The organism is Novosphingobium soli, from assembly GCF_042432915.1.
Lineage (GTDB): Bacteria > Pseudomonadota > Alphaproteobacteria > Sphingomonadales > Sphingomonadaceae > Novosphingobium > Novosphingobium soli.
Genome location: NZ_JBHLWK010000021.1, coordinates 26,572 through 45,447, shown reverse-complemented (window position 1 = coordinate 45,447; position 18,876 = coordinate 26,572). Strand labels below are relative to the sequence as shown.

Sequence of the window (18,876 nt, the reverse complement as noted above, 5' to 3'; positions counted from 1 at the left end):
CAGCCCACCCGCGGTCTTTCAACCGGAGGCGGCCCATGAAAAAGGGCGCGACGGTCAGCCGTCGCGCCCTTTTTCTCATTGAAGTGGCCGAAGGGCCGGACGGCTCAGGCCAGTTCCTTCTTCCGGCTCGCCTTCTTGCGCTCGTGCGGGTCGAGGATCGCCTTGCGCAGGCGGATCGACTGCGGCGTCACCTCGACCATCTCGTCATCGTCGATATAGGCGATCGCCTGCTCGAGCGTCATGATCTTGGGCGGGGTCAGGCGGATGGCGTCGTCCTTGCCGGTCGAACGGAAGTTCGTCAGCTGCTTCGACTTCATCGGGTTCACTTCGAGATCGTCGGGCTTGGCGTTCTCGCCGATGATCATGCCCTCGTAGATCTTCTCCTGCGGCTTCACGAAGAGGATGCCGCGCTCTTCCAGCGAGTTGAGCGCATAGCCCACCGCCTCGCCGGTGCCGTTGGAGATCAGCACGCCGTTCAGGCGGCCCTCGATCGGACCCTTGTGCAGGTCGTACTTCTCGAACAGGCGGTTCATGATGCCGGTGCCGCGCGTGTCCGACAGGAACTCGCCGTGGTAACCGATCAGCCCGCGCGAGGGCGCCGAGAAGGTGATGCGCGTCTTGCCCGAGCCCGAGGGACGCATGTCGGTCAGTTCGGCCTTGCGGCGCTGCATCTTCTCCACGACCGTGCCCGAGTATTCGTCGTCCACGTCGATGACCACGGTCTCGTAAGGCTCCGTGCGGTTGCCAGCCTCGTCGGTGCCGAAGAGCACGCGCGGGCGGCTGATGCCCAGTTCAAAGCCTTCGCGGCGCATGGTCTCGATCACCACGCCGAGCTGAAGCTCGCCGCGGCCGGCGACTTCGAAGCTGTCCTTGTCGGCGCTTTCGGTGACGCGGATGGCGACGTTGGTCTCCGCCTCGCGCATCAGGCGGTCGCGGATCATGCGGCTGGTCACCTTGTCGCCCTCACGACCCGCGAGCGGCGAATCGTTGACGGCGAAGCGCATCGCCAGGGTCGGCGGGTCGATCGGCTGGGCCTTGATCGGCACGGTCACTTCGGGCGCGGCGATGGTGTTGGCGACGGTCGCCTTCTCCAGGCCCGCCAGCGCGATGATGTCGCCCGCGCGAGCTTCGTCCACCGGCACGCGTTCGAGGCCGCGGAAGGTCAGCACCTTGGTGGCGCGGCCCACTTCGACGACCTTGCCCTCGGCATCGAGCGCGCGGATCGGGTCGTTGACCTTAAGCTTGCCCGACTGGACGCGGCCGGTGAGCACGCGGCCCATGAAGTTGTCGCGGTCGAGCAGGGTCGCCAGGAACGAGAACGGCGCGTCCACGTCGAGGTTCGGCGCGGGAACGTGCTCGACGATCTTCTCGAACAGCGGCGTCAGCGTGCCTTCGCGCGCATCGGGATCGTAGCTGGCGTAGCCGTTGCGGCCCGAGGCGTAGAGGGTCGGGAAGTCCAGCTGCTCGTCGTTGGCGTCGAGGCTGACGAACAGGTCGAAGACTTCGTCCAGCACTTCCGCATGGCGGCCGTCGGGTCGGTCGATCTTGTTGACGACGACGATCGGCTTGAGGCCGAGGCCGAGCGCCTTGCCGGTGACGAACTTGGTCTGCGGCATCGCGCCTTCTGAGCTGTCGACCAGCAGGATCACGCCGTCGACCATCGAAAGGATGCGCTCCACCTCGGCGCCGAAGTCGGCGTGGCCCGGCGTGTCGACGATGTTGATGCGATAGCCGTTCCACTCGATCGAGGTCGGCTTCGCCAGGATGGTGATGCCGCGCTCCTTCTCGAGGTCATTGCTGTCCATCGCGCGCTCTTCCACGCGCTGGTTGTCGCGGAAGGTGCCGGACTGGCGGAAGAGCTGGTCGACGAGCGTGGTCTTGCCGTGGTCGACGTGCGCGATGATCGCGATGTTGCGCAAGGGAAGCGGGGCGGACATTCGTGTCTTCTTTCGAAAGGAGGGCTTGGCGTGCAGATGCGTGCTGCACTGCAAAATTGGCGCGCCCTTACCCGATGTCGATGATTTCGGCAAGGTGCCTGCGACGGCCTGCATCTGGCCTGCCGCGGCTTAACTATCGAGAAAACGGGGCGGCCGCAGAATCCCTTTGTCTTTTGCGCGTGGGGATGGATAGGTCGGCCCTTAGCGGAGCGCCGGGCACGTGTGCGGCGGCCGAGCGGGTGGCAACTCGCTTGAAAGGGGGATTTCGCATGGTTCCTTATGGTGGTTTCTGGTGGCGCGTGCTCGCCTACTTCCTCGACGCGATCATCCTCAACATCGCGAGCTCGTTCATCGGCGGTGTGCTGGGGCTGGGCGTCGGAATGGCGATGTTCGGGATCGACGCGGATGTGGTGACCGGCGCCGCCGTCGCCTCGTCGGTGGCCATCAGCTTCGTCGTGAGCTGGCTCTACTTCGCCGGCCTCGAATGCTCGCGCCTGCAAGGCACCTTGGGCAAGCTGGCAGTCGGGCTGGTGGTCACCGACTTGCGGGGCGAGCGGATCAGCTTCCTGCGCGCGACCGGCCGCTACTTCGCGAAGATCCTGTCTGGCATGATCTTGCTGATCGGCTTCATCATGGTCGCGTTTACCGAGCGCAAGCAGGGATTGCACGACCTGCTGGCCGGCACGCTGGTCTATCGCACGCGCGACCCCAGCAGCGTCTACGATTCGAGCGACGTCTTCGCCTGACCGGTCGGCTGCCGACGCTCAGAGCTCGCGCAGCGCCTGCGCGGGTCGGGCGCGGAGCAGCGGCAGCGATCCACCGAGGGCGAAGGCCAGCACCAGCATCACCCCCGCGGCCAGGACAGCGAGCACGCGGGGCCAGGCAGGCATCCAGGCGAACTCGAAGAGCTTGACCACGACGAGCCACGCCATGGCGCTTCCCGCCGCCAGCGCCAGCAGAGCGAGCACACCGGCGATGAGGCCGTACTCGGCCAGCTGCAGCACCAGCAGCTGGCCCCGGCTCGCGCCGAGTACGCGCAGGATCACGGTGTCGTAGGTCCGGCTCGCGCGGGCGGCGGCGATGGCGCCGAGCAGCACCGCAAGCCCCGCCAGGACGGCCACGGAGGCCGCCGCCAGGATGGCCGTCGACATCTGGTCCAGCAGGGCCCGCGCATCGCGCAACAGCCCTCCCGTCTCGATCACCGAGGCGGCGGGGAAGGCGCGCACGAGCCGCGGCAGGAGCTCGGTCGTGGCCATACCGGGCGGCACTTCGATGGTCGCGGCGAGGTTGTGGGGCGCATCTGCCAGCGCATCGGGTGAGAAGACCAGGACGTAGTTGAACCCCAGCGTGTCCCAATCGATCCTGCGCAGCGCTGCGACCCGGGCGGTGCGCTCCACGCCGAGCACGCCCACCGTGATGTAGTCGCCCACGTGGAGGCCGATCGCCTCCGCCAGCTGCTCGTCGAGCGAGACCTGCGGCTCGCCCCAGGGGATTTCCGGCCACCACTCGCCTTGCGTGACCGTGCTGCCTTCCGGGACATGGACCGAGTACGTGATCCCGCGTTCGCCCTTGAGCGCCCAGGCGCCCTCCGGCAGGTCCTTGCCGAGGCTGGAGACGCGGGTCATGTGTCCCTTCGGACCATAGGCGAGGATGCGGCCGCGCAAGTTGGGGACCACGTGCGTCGTGGCGCCGGGTGCGGCCTGCTCCACGGTGCGGCGGAAGGCCTCGGCCTTGTCGCGCGGGATGTCGAGCACGAAGAAGTCCGGCGCGCGCTGGGGCACCGTGCGGCGGATGTTGGCATCGAGGCTGGTCTGGACCGCGGCAATCAGGACGAAGGCGGAGAGGCCGAAGCCGAGCGCGGTCACCAGTGCGCCCGTCTGCGCGCCGGGTCGGTGGAGGTTCGCGAGCCCCGCACGCAGCATCGGGCCGCGCGGCCGGGGAAGACGCGCGGCGGCCTTGCGGATCCCGAGACCGGCAAGCCCGAGCAGCGCCAGAAGCGCTGCGGAGCCGCCGAGGAAGCCCAGCGTCACCAGCGGCTGCGCGGCGTTCGCCAGCGCCAGCGCCAGGATCGCCGCCAGCCCCAGGCCAACCGGCAGGGCGAGCGCCTTGCGATCGGCCGAGAGCCGCGCCACGCGGGCGCGCATCAGCGCCATCGCCGGCCACCCGCGGGCGCGCACCAGCGGCGGCGCGGAGAACACGAGCGCGACGAGCAGGCCGTAGGCGGCGGCCGTCGCCAAGGCCGCGGGCGAGACGGTGAACCCGGCCTCGACCGGAAGCAGGCTCTGCAGCGCCGACGCCAGCAGCGGCGTCACCAGCACGCCCGCGGCCAGGCCGGCGGCGCTACCCGCCAACGCCGCGGCGCCGACCTGGAGGAGGTAGATCCGCACGATGTCCCCGCCCGTCGCACCCAGCACCTTGAGGGTCGCGATCGCGCCGCGGCGGGCCTCCAGGTACGAGGACACGCCCCCGCCGATGCCGATGCCGGCGATCACCAGCGCGGCCAGCCCGACCAGAACGAGGAACTCGCCCATGCGGCCGACGAAGCGCTCGGTCGAAGGCGACGCGGCATGGCGCGTGCGGGTCTCGAAAGCATTGTCGCCGAAGCGGACCTTGAGCGCATCGACTTCCGGATCCGGGTCGCGGAGCGGATCGGCGAACCGCACGCGCGTCACGCTCCGGTACATGGCGCCGGGGGCGGTGAGCCCGGAGCGGGACGGCAGATCGAACGGCACGATGGCGCTGTCGCCCAGCGCGAAGCCTTCGCTCATCTGCTCGGGATCCGTCGCGATGATGCCCCCGACCGTGACCGGCACGCCTCCGATCGCGATACGCGACCCGATCCGCGCGCCCAGGCGTGCGGCCGTCTCCTTGGCGATCCAAGCCGTGCCCGCAGCGGGTGCGCCGACGCGGCGGCCGTCGACCAGCGACAGGCGGCCATACAGCGGCCAGGCCCCGTCCACGGCCTTGAGCGCGACGGGTGCGGTGGCATCGCCGCGGCTGGCGATGGCCTGCATGCGCAGCCCGCGCGAGACGGTGCCGAGCCGCGCCAGCGCCGCCCTCTCGGCGGGCGAGAGGGCGCGCTGCCACGCGCGCAGCTCCAAGTCGCCCCCGAGTATTTCGCGCCCGCGCGCGCCGAGCTCGTGCTCGATCGAGCCGGTCAGCGTGCCGATGGCTGCGATCGCACCGACCCCCAGGAACAGGCAGACGAGCAGGAGTCGCAGGCCCTTGAAGCGGGCCGAGAGGTCGCGCCGGGCCAGGGTCCAGGCGGTGCGCCAGGGCAGCGCGCCGGCGCGGGGGGCGGCGCGCTCAGGCATGCGTGTCGCTGGCGATGCGGCCGTCCGCAAGGGTCACCACGCGCTCGCACTGCCGCGCGAGGTTGGCGTCATGGGTGATGATGAGCAGGGTCGCTTCTGCCTCGACCCTGCGGGTGAACAGCAGATCGACGATGGCCGCGCCGGTGCCCGCATCGAGGTTGCCGGTCGGCTCGTCGGCGAAGACCAGCGCCGGCCGTGGTGCCAGCGCCCGGGCGATGGCGACGCGCTGCTGCTCGCCTCCCGAGAGCTGTGCCGGATAATGCGACAGGCGATGCCCCAGGCCCACGGCGGCAAGTTCCGCCTCCGCCCTGGCGCGCGCATCGGGCATGCCGGCCAGCTCCAGGGGGGTGGACACGTTCTCCAGCGCGGTCATCGTCGGCAGGAGGTGGAAGGCCTGGAGCACCACCCCGATGCGGCCACGCCGGGCGCGGGCGAGCGCGTCCTCGTCGAGCCCGGCGAAGTCCTGCCCCGCCACGTGCAGCGTGCCTGAACTGGCGCGCTCCAGCCCGCAGAGCACCGCCATCAGCGAAGACTTGCCCGAACCCGATGGGCCCAGCAGAGCCAGCGTCTGCCCGCGCGGCACCGCAAGGTCGATCCCTTTCAGGATCTCCACGGCGCTAGCGCCCGAACCCAGCGTCAAACGCAGGTCTTGGGCGAGGATGGCGGTATCGGGGGCGGCGAAGTGGTCAGGGCTTGTCACCACTCCCATATGGGATAGCACCGTAGCATCCGGCAAGTCGGCCGCTCCAGGAGAATGTCTTGCGTCCCGTCCCTTTCGCACTGCTCGCCGCGTCCGCCTGCCTGCTGTCGGCGTGCGACAAGGCGCCGTCGCCAGCCCCGCAGGCCAGCGAGGCGGCTGCGGAGGCGCCGCCCGTGATCCCGGTGATGGGGCCGGAGCGGCACATCCTCGCCTTCGGGGACTCGCTCCTGGCGGGCTATGGGCTGGAGGATGGCGAGAGCTATCCCGAACGGCTCGAGCAGGCGCTGCGCGCCCGCGGGATCAATGCCCGGATCGCCAATGCCGGGGTCTCGGGCGACACCACCGCCGCGGGCCTGCAGCGGCTGGACTTCACGCTCGGCAGCCAGCAGCCGAAGCCGGAGCTGGCGATCATCAGCCTGGGCGGCAACGACATGCTCCGTTCGCTTCCGCCCGCGCAGACGCGCACCAACCTCGAGGCGATCCTGAAGCGGCTGCGGCAGGACGGCATCCCGGTGGTGCTTCTCGGCATGTTGGCCGCGCCCAATCTCGGGCCGGACTACGGGAAAGCGTTCAATCCGATCTACCCGCAGCTGGCGGAGAAGTACGATGCGGTGCTGGTGCCATTCTTCCTGCAGCCGGTGATCGACAAGCCGGACCTCATGCAGGGCGACCACGTCCATCCCACGGCCATCGGCATCGACGCGATCGTCGCAGCGACCGTGGACGATGTCGCGGACGCGCTGCCGAAGCGAGCCCGCTGACACCCCGCTTTCCGACGATCACCGGGACGTGCTGCAGGCGCTCAACCGGCCCGGCGCACGGTCCCGGCGCTGACCTCCCACACCGCCGCGTCGCCGGTGATCGCGGCGAAAGGACCGGTCTCGGTGCCGGTGAGCCAGACTTGCGCTGATCCGGCCCGCAGGCGGTCGAACAGCGCCTCGCGGCGGACCGGATCGAGGTGCGCGGCCACTTCGTCCAGCAGCAGGAGGCGCGGCCGGCGGGCCTCGTCCTGCGCGCCGGTGCCCTCCAGCAGCTGCGAATGGGCGAGCGTCATCGCGATCAGCATCGCCTTCTGCTCCCCGGTGGAGCATTCGGCGGCGGGCTGGCCCTTGCCGGCCATGGTCACAGCCAGCTCATCGCGGTGAGGGCCGGCCAGCGTGCGCTGCGCGGCCCGGTCTCGCGGCCGTCCCTCGCGCAGCGCGGCGGCGAGGCTCTCCGCGGTCATCGGCCCGCCGGCCCGGTACGCCAGCGCGGGCCGTGCGAAGGGCGCGTCCGGAAGCCGTTCCAGCGCGGTATCCAGGCTGGCCACGAGATCGGCGCGCGCTCCCGCCACCCGGGCACCCGCTTCCGCGATCTGCGCTTCGATCGCATCGAGCCAGCGCGGGTCGGGTGCCCGCTCGTCCGCCAGCATGCGGTTGCGCTCGCGCAGCGCCGTCTCCAGCCGCGCGGCATGGCTCGCGTGACCGGGCGAGAGCGCCAGCACCATCCGGTCGAGGAACCGCCGCCGCGCACCCGCGCCTTCGACGAAGAGGCGGTCCATCGCCGGCGTCAGCCAACCGATCGAGAGCCATTCGGCCAGGCTCACGGCGGAAGCCTGGGCTCCGTTGACCTGTACCAGCCGCCGTCCGGGCCGCTCGGCAGCGATGCCCGTGCCCAGGCGCACTGGCTCGCCGGCGCCGGCCTGCAGCGCCGCGCTCACCGCGAAGCCGCCGTCGCCGCCCTGCGCAGGCATGTCGGCCAGTTGCGCGCGGCGCAGGCCCCGGCCGGGTGCCAGCAGGCTGATCGCCTCCAGGACGTTGGTCTTGCCCGCGCCGTTCTCGCCCACCAGCAGGTTGAACTGCGCCGTCCCCTCCACCACGGTTTCGCGGTGGTTGCGGAAACGGGACAGGATGATGCGGTCCAGCATGTCGGCTGGCTGACTAGCCGCACTTGCCGGTTATGGCGAGGACCGAACGTGCTCGACCCGCGGGCCGACCGTCAGGCCTGTGGCGCCTTCGCGAAGGGGGAGAAGTCCAGGTTCTCGTCGAAGACTTCCACGCCCTCGCGGCCCTTCAGCCAGCCGACGACAGCATAGGTGAGCGGCGTCAGGAGCGCTTCCCAGAGCACCTTCATCCCCCAGTTGGTGACCATCACCGTCAGCACCTGCTCGTGCGTCCAGGTGCCGAGAAACGCGATGGGATAGAACAGCGCGCTGTCCACCGCCTGGCCGAACACGGTCGAGCCGATGGTGCGGGACCACAAGTGCCGGCCGCCGGTCAGCAGCTTCATCTTGGCCAACACGAAGGAATTGACGAACTCCCCGGCCCAGAACGCCGTCAGCGAGGCGAGCACGATGCGCCAGGTGGAGCCGAACACCGCTTCGTAGGCGGCCTGTCCCGTCCAGTCCGCCGCCGGGGGCATGGCGACCACGACGAAGCTCATGAAGGCCATGAAGATCATCGCGAAGAACCCCGCCCAAACGCAGCGGCGGGCATTGGCGTAGCCGTAGACCTCGGTCAGCACGTCGCCGATGACGTAGCTCACCGGGAAGAACAGGATGCCGGCCCCGAACGTCACGCCGCCGAGCGAGGCGAGCTTGGAGGCGCCGATGAGGTTCGAGAGCAGCAGGATCGCGACGAAGGCCGCCATGACGTAGTCGAAGTAGCGGAAATGGCGGCGCGCACCGGCCATGCCGTCGAGACGGGAGAGGTTCGCGTGATCGTTGGTGCCGGCGCTCATCAAGCCTGGGTAACGCGGCTTCGTTGCGGCGCAAAGCACAAGTTCACGCGGCGCTTCCGGTTTGCGCCGCCGCGCAAGCGCGCTATGGGGAGCACGCGCGCGCCCGTAGCTCAGCTGGATAGAGCACGAGCCTTCTAAGCTTGGGGTCGCAGGTTCGAACCCTGCCGGGCGCGCCAATTCGTCGACCGGCAGCGTCGCCGGGGCGAATTCTCGTTCGAACCCGGCGAATTCTCTGGCCAATCCGCGCGGCGGCCGAGCACACTCGCTTTGCATGACCGGCGCGAAGCCGGCGCGGCAAGCATCGGGAGAGAGCGCTTGGCTTACGACACCGGCCCCGGCACCGAGGTCCCCAACCATCCACTCGCGGTCCGCATGGGCGTGATTGCGGGCGTCTCGCACAACGTCGTGATCGGCACGGTCATGGGATCCTTCGGGCTCATGCTGGCCTCGGTCGAGCAGCGGCTGGGCGTGAGCGCGGAGCAGGCGGCGGCGGGCATTCCGCTGGTGCTGGTGGGCTCCTCCGTCCTGGCCCCCTTCGTGGGGGTGCTGATCGCCAAGGTCTCGCTGCGGCTGCTGCTGCTGATCGGCGCGCTGCTCACCGTCGCCGGCTACCTGACGCTGGCCTGGACGCAGAGCTATGCGCTGTACCTGCTGGCCTACGGGCTGTTCTTCGGTCCGGCGATGAGCCTGGCGGGCTCGATCGGACCGGCGACGCTGGTGACGCGCTGGTTTCATCGCAATCGCGGGCTGGCGCTCGGCATCGTCCACCTTCCTGTGGTGATCGCCGTCGTGCCATGGACGCTGGAGCGCGCGCTCTCGGTGGTCTCGGCCTCGACCATCTATCTCACCATCGGGGTGGCGGCGGCGGTGCTGCTGCTGCCCTTGGCGCTGCTGGCGGTCGACCACCCGCCGGGGCAGGAGAGCGTGGCGCCGGCGTCCACCGAAAAGCGCACCGCCGACGGTTCGCTCAGCGTCGCACAGCTGCTTTCGCGGCCTCGGTTCTGGGCGATCTCGCTGGCCGCGGTGGCGAGCATGACGAGCTCGGTGGCGCTGGGCTCGCTGCTGGTGCCCATGGGCATGTCCTGGGGCTTCACCCGCCCGGAAGCGGCGCTGCTGCAGTCGATCATGTCGCTGGTGGGCATCGCCGGATCGGTGCTGTTCGGCTGGGTGGCGGACAAGCTGGGCGGCGCCCGTGCGCTGGCGCTCATCGGCTTCGACTGCGCAGTGCTCTGGGCCATCCTGCTGCAGCACCCGCCGTTCTGGCTGGCGGCGGTCGTCATCGGGCTGATCGGCATGCACGGCGCGGGGGCGATCCCTACGCTGGGGCGCGGCCTGACGGATGCCTTCGGCCAGGCGAGCTACAGCCGTGGGTTCGGGCTGAACACGCTCATCGGACTGCCGTTCATCGCCGTGGCCGTGGTCGGTTCGGCGCGTATCCATTCGGTCACCGGCAGCTACGACGGCGCCATCGTTGCGGTCAGCGGCTTCTTCGTGCTGGCGATCGCGCTCGGCCTCTACGGCGCGAGCGGCCCCAAGGCGCAGGAGCCCTTGGCGGTCCCTGCCTGAGCCCTATCCGCGCCGCGCGGTCGCCTTGAGCTGGCCGCGCACGGGGTAGCCGTGGCCCTCGGGGATGACGATCCACTCGCCGTCCACGCGTTGCTCGTTCGCCGGATGCACGCGCGAGACGGGATAGGCCGCGATGTCGGCCAGTGCCTCGGCATGGCTGGTATACTGGGCCAGCCGTTCCAGATTGCGGCGGGTGGGGAAGATCACGGAGATCTCGCCCCGGTCCGCCATCTCCAGCGCCTGCGCCGCGCTTGCCCAGAACAGGCGGGTGTTCTCCGTCGCGTCCACCTCGATGTCGACCGCGCCGGTGCCGAGATCGGTGAGGAAGAAGCGCGTGTCGAAGGCCTTGTCCCACAAGGGGCACCAGTGCGCGAAGAAGGCGAGCGCCTGGGGCTCGAGCTCCCACCCGAAACGCTCGAGCACCGTATCGAGCCGACCGCAGGCCAGCAGCGCCGCACGCGCCTCGGCCGCCTGGGCCGCGGCGATGGGCTGGCGCGTCGCGATCATCAGGCCGGTCTCCTCCAGCGTCTCGCGGATGGCGGCGATGCGGGCGGCGGCGATCTCCTCGGCTTCGTCCGGCAGCAAGCGCCGCGCCAGCTCGCGGTCGGCGGGATCGACGCGGCCGCCGGGGAAGACCGCCGCACCGCCCGCGAAGCGCAGACCCGCGGCCCGCTGGACCATCAGAAGCTCTGGCGCGCCGCCGCCCGCGGGTCGGCGGAAGATCACCACGGTGGCCGCCGGGATGACCGCAGGGGCGTCAGGCGGCATCGGCTGGTCGGAGGGGGCGCTGCAGAGCATTCGACCGCTGTCGCGCGGCGCAGCCGCCGTCGCAAGGGGTTTCGCTTGCCGCTGAGGGCAGGAGTGTCGGCCAGGTTTACACATGAGGCGGGAGCGACCGGACACTCCGGGGGAGAAACGGCGGAAATCCAACGAAAATTGAACTTGGCACGCGCCGTGCATTATCTTTGGCGTACCCGTAGCACTTGTTGCTAGAGGCGGGGCCGAGATGTCTCCCGGTCCCGCCTCCCCGGCTCTCCCAAGCACACTCGACGCAACAGCGAAAAGGCCCGGGATCGCTCCCGAGCCTTTCGATGCCGCCCGTGGCGGCTCAGCGCCTTCGCGGGAGTCAGCCCTGCGCGGCGATCCCCGAATCAGCCAGGAGCTGGTGCAGCTCGCCCGCCTCGTACATCTCCATCATGATGTCGCTGCCGCCCACGAACTCGCCCTTGACGTAGAGCTGGGGGATCGTGGGCCATTCCGAGAAGGCCTTGATGCCCTGGCGGATTTCCATGTCCTGCAGCACGTCGACGCTCTCGTACGGCACGCCCAGGTGCTCGAGGATGGCGATCGCGCGGCTGGAGAAGCCGCACTGCGGGAACAGCGGCGTGCCCTTCATGAAGAGGACGATGTCGTTACTGTTTACGATGTCGCCGATGCGGGCGTTGACGTCGGACATGAAGATGGAACCCTTGAAAGCGTATGCGACGTCAGTTGGGGACGGCGGTGGTCAGTTGCAAGGCGTGGAGCACGCCGCCCATGCGGCCGCCGAGCGCCTCGTAGACCAGCTTGTGCTGCGCCACGCGCGGCCGGCCCACGAAGGCGGACGAGACGACGTGGGCGGAATAGTGATCGCCGTCGCCCGCGAGGTCGGTGATCGTCACTTGCGCGTCGGGCAGCGCGGTGCGGATGAGGGTCTCGATCTCTTCGGCGGACATCGCCATGGCAGCAGCCTCCTCAGCCCAGGAACTGGCGGCGCGCCTCGACCGTCTTGGCGTCCAGCGCGGCGCGCACTTCGCCCTCGCTCGCCTCGACGCCGGCGGCGGTGAGGTCACCCAGGATCTTGCGGATGACGTCCTCGTCGCCCGCTTCCTCGAAGTCGGCCTGGACCACGGCCTTGGCGTAAGCCTCGGTCTCGGCCTGCGAGAGCTTCATGCGCTCGGCCGCCCATTCTCCTACAAGGCGGTTGCGACGGGCCTGGATGCGGAACTGGGTGTCGGCGTCGTGCGCGAACTTCGCTTCCTCGGCGCGCTCGCGGTCCTCGAAACTCGTCATCGGATACCTCGAATGGTGGCTTCCAGGTGGCGATAGGGAAGGGCGCGCGCCGGGGCAATCCCCGATTCGCAACAGCGGCAGGGATCGCCGCGCTGTCGGTCCGGGGGGCGCCGTTCCCCCGGCGGAGAGCTCAGGCGCTCGCCAGCGTCCGGGCCAGGAACGGCAGCGTCTCGCGCGCCTTCGCCTCGTGCTTGGAGATGGCATCGCCCTGGGCCATGGTCAGGCCCACTTCGTCGAGGCCGTTCAGCAGGCAGTGCTTGCGGAACGGATCGATCTCGAAGGCGAAGCGGTCCTGGAACGGTGTCGTGACGGTCTGCGTCTCGAGGTCGATGTCGATGGGATCGGTCTGTGCCACCTCCATCAGCCGGTCGACCGCTTCCTGCGGCAGCGCCACCGTCAGGATGCCGTTTTTGAACGCGTTGCCCGAGAAGATGTCCGAGAAGCTGGGTGCGATCACGCAGGTCACGCCCATGTCGAGCAGGGCCCAGGCGGCATGCTCGCGGCTGGAGCCGCAGCCGAAGTTGTCACCGGCGATGAGGATCGGCGCGCCCGCGTTGGCGGGGTCGGCGAAGACGTTGCCCGGCTCCTGCTTCACCGTCTCGAAGGCGCCGCGGGCCAAGCCTTCGCGGGTGATCGTCTTGAGCCAGTGCGCGGGGATGATGACGTCGGTGTCGACGTTCTTGCGGCCGAAGGGGATCGCCTTGCCGGCGACGTGGCTGATCGCCTGCATCAGTCGGTCTCGGCCGGATAGTGCGGCGCGGTACCGGTGACGGGGGGCTGCCCGTCGCGCGCCTTGCGATCCTTGCGGCGCTTCACGTAGAGCAGCGCGGCGGCGATCGCCGCCGAGCCGATGGCGGCCCCGGCGGCCATGGCGGCCTTGCCGGCCAGCGTGTTGTCGGAGTCCTGGGACATGGCTGTGGTCCTATCAGTTCGCGCCGGTCAGCGCAGGGGAGACGAGTTCGCGCACGTCGGTGAGCTTGCCGGTCACCGCGGCGGCGGCGGCCATGGCCGGGCTCATCAGATGGGTGCGTGCGCCCGGGCCCTGGCGGCCGGTGAAGTTGCGGTTGCTGGTGGAGGCGCAGCGCTCCCCCGCGGGAACCTTGTCCGGGTTCATCGCCAGGCAGGCCGAACAGCCCGGCTCGCGCCATTCGAGGCCGGCTTCGACGATGATCTTGTCGAGCCCCTCGGCCTCGGCCTGTTCCTTGACGAGACCCGAGCCAGGGACGACGATCGCCCACTTGACCGAATCCGCCTTGCGACGGCCCTTGAGAACCGCGGCGGCGGCGCGGATGTCCTCGATGCGGCTGTTGGTGCAGCTGCCGATGAACACGTTCTGCACTTCCACCTCGGTCAGCGGCGTGCCGGGGACGAGACCCATGTACTCCAGGCTGTGCTTCACCGCGTCGCGCTTGGAAGCGTCGGCGAAGTCCTCGGGGCTCGGCACGATCCCGCCGATGCCCGAGGTGTCCTCGGGGCTGGTGCCCCAGGTGACGGTGGGCTGGATGTCCTCGGCCCGGATGTGGACGGACTTGTCGAAGCGGGCGCCCGGATCGGTGGCCAGGCTCTTCCACCAGGCGACGGCCTTGTCCCAGTCCGCGCCGACGGGGGCGTAGGGACGGCCCTTCAGGTAGGCGAAGGTCTTCTCGTCGGGCGCGACCAGGCCGGCGCGGGCGCCGCCCTCGATCGACATGTTGCACACCGTCAGGCGGCCTTCGATCGACATCTCCTCGAACACGTTGCCGCAGTATTCGATGACGTAGCCGGTGCCGCCCGCCGTGCCGATGACGCCGATCACGTGCAGGATCACGTCCTTGGGCGTGACCCCGGCGCCGAGCTGGCCTTCGACGCGCACCTCGAAGCTCTTCGACTGCTTGAGCAGCAGCGTCTGGGTGGCGAGCACGTGCTCGACCTCGCTGGTGCCGATGCCGAAGGCCAGCGCGCCGACGCCGCCGTGGCTGGCCGTGTGGCTGTCGCCGCAGACGATCGTCGCGCCTGGGAGCGAGAAGCCCTGCTCGGGCCCGACGACGTGGACGATGCCCTGCTCGCGGTCGGCATCGCCGATGTAGCGGATGCCGAAGGCGGGCGCGTTGACTTCCAGGGCGGCGAGCTGCTGCGCGCTCTCGCGGTCGGCGATGGGCACGCGGTTACCCTGGGCATCGCGCCGGGCGGTGGTGGGAAGATTGTGGTCCGGCACCGCAAGGGTGAGGTCGGGACGGCGCACCGGGCGACCGGCGGCGCGAAGGCTTTCGAAGGCCTGCGGGCTCGTCACCTCGTGAACGAGGTGCCGGTCGATGTAGATGAGGCAGGTACCGTCGTCGCGCGTGTCGACGACGTGGGCGTCCCAGATCTTCTGGTAGAGGGTGCGCGGAGTCGTTGTCATGATCCGGCGCGAATAGGCGCGCTCGCCACGCAATTCAAGCGGTGCGAACGCGCCGTTCCGTGCAATTATCGATCAGCCGCGACGACCGTCGTAGTCATGGCGCTCCAGCCGCAGCGCGACGCGAACCTTGTTGACGCGGTTGACGAGGACGCGGGTTTCCTGGCCGCTCAGTCCGCCGCGGGCGTATTGGCTGTAGAGACGCTGGACGTCGGCGGCATCGCGGCGCAGGCCGGTGGCCTCGCGCTGCGAGATCGTGCGACGCGCGGCGGCGCGGTCGATCTGGCTGCGCAGCGCCTGGATGTCGGAGCGGATCGAAGCGTTGCGCGCCGGGGTATAGCGGGCGGCCTCGTGGCGCGGCGCGGCTTCGGCGATTGCCGGCGCCACGGCGGTCATGCCGAGCGCGGCGACGAGGGCAGGGGCGACGAGCTTGGTGAACTTGCGCATGGGAACACTCCTTGGCTTGAACTTCCGGTCAGGGCGAGGGTTCGCCCTCGCTTCCGATGCATTCAGGTTTAGAGCTTTCCAGATGAACGCCAGATCAATGGATCGTCGCAGGGGCGTGATGCTTGGTCGCAGAATGTCGCAGTCTGCGAAATCGTGCGGAGCCCGCCGAAGCTTTGCGCAAGGGGCGCGTTGCGCGCTATAAGGCGGCCATGTCGCCGCTTGCCATCGTCCTCCTCGTCCTCGCCACCGTCGCTGCGATGGAGTTCGTCGCCTGGTCGAGCCACAAGTACATCATGCATGGCTTCGGCTGGGCGTGGCACCGCGACCATCACGAGCCGCACGACCGGGTGCTGGAGAAGAACGACCTCTACGCGCTGTTCGGCGCCGGGATCAGCATCGCGATGTTCGCGCTCGGCTCGCCGATGGTGATGGGCACGCGCGCCTGGGAGCCGGGCACGTGGATCGGCCTCGGCGTCCTCATCTACGGCGTGATCTACACGCTGATCCACGACGGGTTGGTCCACCAGCGCTACTTCCGCTGGGTCCCCAAGCGCGGCTACGCCAAGCGGCTGGTCCAGGCGCACAAGCTGCACCACGCGACAATCGGCAAGGAGGGCGGCGTCAGCTTCGGCTTCGTGGTCGCGCGCGATCCCGCCGCGCTCAAGCGCGAACTGCGCGCGCAGCGGGCCCGCGGCATCGCCGTTCTGCGCGAGGCGGTGGAGGAAGGCGCGCCGCGCCGCGGCTGAGCGGCCACTCCGCGGCTGCCGCTGCGTACGCTACTCCGGACGGGTCCAGATCCAGGTACCGACCGAGGCGAGCACGGCAACCGGGATCAGCGTCCACCATCCTCCGACGGTGAGCGCCACCACGCCCACGCTCAGCGCCATCATCGCCGTGGCGGCGACCTTGCCCTTGCGGCTCACCGCGCCGCGATCGCGCCAGGCGACGAGGTGGGGCCCGTACCGGGGGTGGGCATAGAGCCGCTCGGCCCATTCGGGATGGCTCTTGGAAAAGCACCAGGCCGCCAGCAGGTAGAACACCACGGTGGGCAGCAGCGGCACGAACATGCCGAGCGTCCCCAGCCCGACGAAGAAGAGACCGCCGGCGATCCAGAGCGGACGGCTAATCCTGCGCATAGCGCGCAGCGGTCTCCCGGATCAGCGCGATCATGTTCGGCACGCCCTGGGTGCGATTGGACGAGAGCTGGTTCTTCAGGTCGAACGGCTCGAGCGCGGCGGCGATGTCGGTCGCCGCGACATCCGCGGCTGGCCTGTCCTGCACCGCCGCGATCACCAGTGCGACGATGCCCTTGGTGATGGCCGCGTTGCTGTCCGCCAGGAAGTGCAAGGTGCCGTCCTCGCGCGCGGCAGGATAGACCCAGACGCTGGCCGAGCATCCGCGCACGCGGGTGGCGTCGGTCTTCAGCGCGTCGGGCATCGCGTCCAGCTCGCGGCCCAGTTCGATCAGCAGCCGATAGCGCTCGTCCCCGTCGAGGAACTCGTACTCTTCGCGGATATCGTCGAGAGATCGCATGCACTTGGCATTTAGAGGCGGGAACAGCGAGGGCAAGCGGAACATTGCCTGCGCAGAGCGTTCCTGTCAGGGAAGCTCCTATGCGCACAACGTAACGGATCCGCCATTCCCGGCCGCGCCGCTGTCCCGGGAAGATGGCGAGGAGCGATGTTCTTGAGGAAGTGCCGATGACCGACCGCAGCCACCCCTTCTTTGCGATGCACGGCCACGGCTTCGTGCGCGTGGCCGCCTCCACCCCGCGCGTGCGCACGGCGGACGTCGCCTTCAACCGCGACGCGGTGCTCGCCGAGGTGCGGCGGGCGCACGAGGCGCACGTCGACCTGCTGGTCTTCCCCGAGCTGTGCCTGTCCTCCTACGCCATCGACGACCTGCACCTGCAAAGCGCCCTGATCGAGGCGGTGGAAGCGGCGATCGCCGAGATCGTCACCGCCAGCGCCGATCTTTCGCCGGTGCTGCTGGTCGGGGCGGCGCTGCCGCGCAAGGGTCGGCTGTACAACTGCGCGCTGGTGATCGCGCAGGGCCGGCTGCTGGGCGTGGTCCCCAAGTCCTACCTGCCCAACTACCGCGAGTTCTACGAGAAGCGCTGGTTCGCCAGCGGCAAGGCGATCCGCAACGCCACCATCGCCGTGAACGGGCAGGAGGTGCCTTTCGGCGTCGACCTCGTCTTCGCCTCCGAAGTGCTGGCCAACTTCCGGTTCTTCGTCGAAATCTGCGAGGACTTCTGGGCCGCCACCCCGCCCAGCTCGCTCGGTGCGCTCGCCGGTGCGACGATCCTGTGCAACCTCTCGGCCTCCAATATCGTCATCGGCAAGTCGGACGAGCGGCACATGCTCTGCCGCTCGCAGTCCGCACGCGCGGCGGCAGCCTACATCTACTGTGCCGCCGGACACGGCGAGAGCACCACCGACCTCGCATGGGACGGGCAGGGGATCGTCTACGAATTGGGAGACCTGCTTGCCGAATCGGAGCGCTTCGCCCTCGACCCGGAGCTGTGCATCGCCGACGTCGACTGCGATCGCATCGCCATGGACCGCCTGCGCCTGCCGACCTTCAACGACGCCGCCGAAGTCGCCGGCCGCCCGGAGGAGACGTTCCGCACCATCCCCTTCGCCCACGCCCCGTCGACGGGAGACATCGGCCTGGTGCGGCCGATCCGCCGCTTCCCCTTCGTCCCCGCCCGCGCCGACAAGCTGGATGCCGACTGCTACGAAGCGTTCAACATCCAGGTCGACGGGCTGATGCGCCGGATGGAATCGACCCGCTCGCAGTCGCTGGTGATCGGCGTCTCGGGTGGCCTCGATTCCACTCACGCTCTGATCGTCGCGGCGCGCGCCTGCGATCGCCTCGGGCTGCCACGCACCACCATCCGCGGCTACACGATGCCCGGCTTCGGGACCAGCGAGGGCACTAAGTCGAACGCCTGGAAGCTGATGAACGCGGTGGGGATCACCGCCGAGGAGATCGACATCCGTCCCGCGGCCAGGACGATGCTCAAGGACATCGGCCATCCCTTCGCCGGCGGGGAGCCGGTCTACGACGTCACTTTCGAGAACGTGCAGGCGGGCCTGCGCACCGACTACCTGTTCCGCCTCGCCAGCCAGCATTCCGGCTTCGTGGTGGGGACCGGCGACCTTTCCGAGCTGGCGCTGGGCTGGTGTACCTATGGCGTCGGCGATCAGATGAGCCACTATGCCGTCAATGCCGGCGTGCCCAAGACGCTGATTCAGTACCTGATCCGCTGGTGCGCAACCACCGGCCAGTTCGAAGCCGCGACCGAGGAAATCCTGCTCTCGATCCTCGCCACCGAGATTTCCCCCGAGCTGGTCCCCGCCGGCGAGGATGGGGAGATCCAGAGCACCGAGGGGAAGATCGGGCCCTACGAGCTCAATGACTTCTTCCTCCACCACATCATGCGCTTCGGGCAGAAGCCGTCGAAGGTCGCCTTCCTGGCCTGGCACGCATGGCGCGACGCGGCGGCCGGCAACTGGCCGGCACATTTTCCCGAGGAGAAGAAGAACGCCTACGAGCTGGCGACGATCCGCTCGTGGCTGGAGCAGTTCCTGCGCCGCTTCTTCGCGTTCAGCCAGTTCAAGCGCTCGGCGATTCCCAACGGCCCGAAGGTTTCCTCCGGCGGCGCCCTGAGCCCGCGCGGCGACTGGCGTGCGCCCTCGGACGCGAGCGCGGCGGTGTGGCTGGCGGAGCTGGACGCGCGCGTCCCGTAAGTCGGCCTTG

At 69.4% G+C, this 18,876-nt stretch carries 20 protein-coding genes and 1 tRNA gene; 6 read left to right on the top strand and 15 right to left on the bottom strand.

Annotated features, from left to right (window positions below; translation table 11 throughout):
* Positions 1-104 precede the first annotated feature (104 nt).
* Complete coding sequence (typA, locus tag ACFFJC_RS16815; protein ID WP_379488650.1) at positions 105-1,937, bottom strand: translational GTPase TypA; 1,833 nt, start codon at positions 1,935-1,937, stop codon at positions 105-107.
* Positions 1,938-2,206: 269 nt separating this feature from the next.
* Here typA and ACFFJC_RS16810 point away from each other — a divergent pair, with 269 nt between their 5' ends.
* On the top strand, positions 2,207-2,683 hold the full coding sequence (locus ACFFJC_RS16810) for an RDD family protein (protein ID WP_379488649.1): 477 nt from the start codon (positions 2,207-2,209) through the stop codon (positions 2,681-2,683).
* Between the two features lie 18 nt (positions 2,684-2,701).
* Here the strand turns inward: ACFFJC_RS16810 and ACFFJC_RS16805 are convergent, their stop codons facing one another.
* Complete coding sequence (locus ACFFJC_RS16805; RefSeq protein WP_379488648.1) at positions 2,702-5,251, bottom strand: ABC transporter permease; 2,550 nt, start codon at positions 5,249-5,251, stop codon at positions 2,702-2,704.
* Entirely contained in the window at positions 5,244-5,960 is a 717-nt protein-coding gene (locus ACFFJC_RS16800) for an ABC transporter ATP-binding protein (protein WP_379488647.1), read from the bottom strand. Before ACFFJC_RS16800 ends, ACFFJC_RS16805 begins: the two co-directional genes overlap by 8 nt.
* Positions 5,961-6,010: 50 nt before the next feature.
* Between ACFFJC_RS16800 and ACFFJC_RS16795 the strand changes: the two genes are divergently transcribed.
* Positions 6,011-6,712, top strand: coding sequence for an arylesterase (locus tag ACFFJC_RS16795; protein WP_379488646.1), 702 nt, complete (start codon positions 6,011-6,013; stop codon positions 6,710-6,712).
* 41 nt (positions 6,713-6,753) lie between these two features.
* On the opposite strand, the gene recF is transcribed toward ACFFJC_RS16795, so the two are convergent.
* Positions 6,754-7,857, bottom strand: a complete 1,104-nt coding sequence (gene recF / locus ACFFJC_RS16790; protein ID WP_379488645.1) for a DNA replication/repair protein RecF — start codon at positions 7,855-7,857, stop codon at positions 6,754-6,756.
* Positions 7,858-7,928: 71 nt separating this feature from the next.
* Positions 7,929-8,669 carry a queuosine precursor transporter gene (locus tag ACFFJC_RS16785; RefSeq protein WP_379488644.1) on the bottom strand — a complete coding sequence of 247 codons (741 nt, stop codon included), beginning with the start codon at positions 8,667-8,669 and terminating at the stop codon, positions 7,929-7,931.
* A gap of 99 nt (positions 8,670-8,768) precedes the next feature.
* Here ACFFJC_RS16785 and ACFFJC_RS16780 point away from each other — a divergent pair.
* Both ACFFJC_RS16780 and ACFFJC_RS16775 read left to right on the top strand, forming a co-directional pair.
* Positions 8,769-8,845, top strand: a tRNA-Arg gene (locus tag ACFFJC_RS16780).
* Between the two features lie 139 nt (positions 8,846-8,984).
* The gene (locus ACFFJC_RS16775; RefSeq protein ID WP_379488643.1) at positions 8,985-10,235 is read left to right on the top strand and encodes an MFS transporter; all 1,251 of its coding nucleotides are present in this window, start codon (positions 8,985-8,987) and stop codon (positions 10,233-10,235) included.
* 3 nt (positions 10,236-10,238) lie between these two features.
* On the opposite strand, the gene ACFFJC_RS16770 is transcribed toward ACFFJC_RS16775, so the two are convergent.
* The 8 genes from ACFFJC_RS16770 to ACFFJC_RS16735 form a co-directional block, all read right to left on the bottom strand.
* Positions 10,239-11,033 carry an NUDIX hydrolase gene (locus ACFFJC_RS16770; protein ID WP_379488642.1) on the bottom strand — a complete coding sequence of 265 codons (795 nt, stop codon included), beginning with the start codon at positions 11,031-11,033 and terminating at the stop codon, positions 10,239-10,241.
* A gap of 328 nt (positions 11,034-11,361) precedes the next feature.
* Complete coding sequence (grxD, locus tag ACFFJC_RS16765) at positions 11,362-11,691, bottom strand: Grx4 family monothiol glutaredoxin (RefSeq protein ID WP_379488641.1); 330 nt, start codon at positions 11,689-11,691, stop codon at positions 11,362-11,364.
* Between the two features lie 31 nt (positions 11,692-11,722).
* Positions 11,723-11,956: a BolA/IbaG family iron-sulfur metabolism protein gene (locus ACFFJC_RS16760; RefSeq protein WP_379488640.1), complete on the bottom strand. Its 234-nt coding sequence runs from the start codon at positions 11,954-11,956 to the stop codon at positions 11,723-11,725.
* A gap of 13 nt (positions 11,957-11,969) precedes the next feature.
* Entirely contained in the window at positions 11,970-12,287 is a 318-nt protein-coding gene (locus tag ACFFJC_RS16755) for a DUF1476 domain-containing protein (RefSeq protein WP_379488639.1), read from the bottom strand.
* A 130-nt stretch (positions 12,288-12,417) separates the two neighbouring features.
* On the bottom strand, positions 12,418-13,017 hold the full coding sequence (gene leuD, locus ACFFJC_RS16750; RefSeq protein ID WP_379488638.1) for a 3-isopropylmalate dehydratase small subunit: 600 nt from the start codon (positions 13,015-13,017) through the stop codon (positions 12,418-12,420).
* Entirely contained in the window at positions 13,017-13,199 is a 183-nt protein-coding gene (locus ACFFJC_RS16745; RefSeq protein ID WP_379488637.1) for a hypothetical protein, read from the bottom strand. Before ACFFJC_RS16745 ends, leuD begins: the two co-directional genes overlap by 1 nt.
* Before the next feature lie 13 nt (positions 13,200-13,212).
* Positions 13,213-14,667, bottom strand: coding sequence for a 3-isopropylmalate dehydratase large subunit (gene leuC / locus ACFFJC_RS16740; protein ID WP_379488636.1), 1,455 nt, complete (start codon positions 14,665-14,667; stop codon positions 13,213-13,215).
* A gap of 72 nt (positions 14,668-14,739) precedes the next feature.
* Positions 14,740-15,111, bottom strand: a complete 372-nt coding sequence (locus ACFFJC_RS16735) for a hypothetical protein (protein ID WP_379488635.1) — start codon at positions 15,109-15,111, stop codon at positions 14,740-14,742.
* A gap of 209 nt (positions 15,112-15,320) precedes the next feature.
* Here ACFFJC_RS16735 and ACFFJC_RS16730 point away from each other — a divergent pair, with 209 nt between their 5' ends.
* Positions 15,321-15,857 carry a sterol desaturase family protein gene (locus ACFFJC_RS16730; RefSeq protein WP_379488634.1) on the top strand — a complete coding sequence of 179 codons (537 nt, stop codon included), beginning with the start codon at positions 15,321-15,323 and terminating at the stop codon, positions 15,855-15,857.
* 30 nt (positions 15,858-15,887) lie between these two features.
* Here the strand turns inward: ACFFJC_RS16730 and ACFFJC_RS16725 are convergent, their stop codons facing one another.
* Entirely contained in the window at positions 15,888-16,247 is a 360-nt protein-coding gene (locus ACFFJC_RS16725; RefSeq protein ID WP_379488633.1) for a YbaN family protein, read from the bottom strand.
* Positions 16,234-16,644: a SufE family protein gene (locus ACFFJC_RS16720; protein WP_379488632.1), complete on the bottom strand. Its 411-nt coding sequence runs from the start codon at positions 16,642-16,644 to the stop codon at positions 16,234-16,236. The genes ACFFJC_RS16725 and ACFFJC_RS16720 overlap by 14 nt, the downstream gene beginning before the upstream one ends.
* Positions 16,645-16,811: 167 nt before the next feature.
* On the opposite strand from ACFFJC_RS16720, the gene ACFFJC_RS16715 reads away from it, so the two are divergent.
* Entirely contained in the window at positions 16,812-18,866 is a 2,055-nt protein-coding gene (locus ACFFJC_RS16715; RefSeq protein WP_379488631.1) for an NAD(+) synthase, read from the top strand.
* Positions 18,867-18,876: the final 10 nt, after the last annotated feature.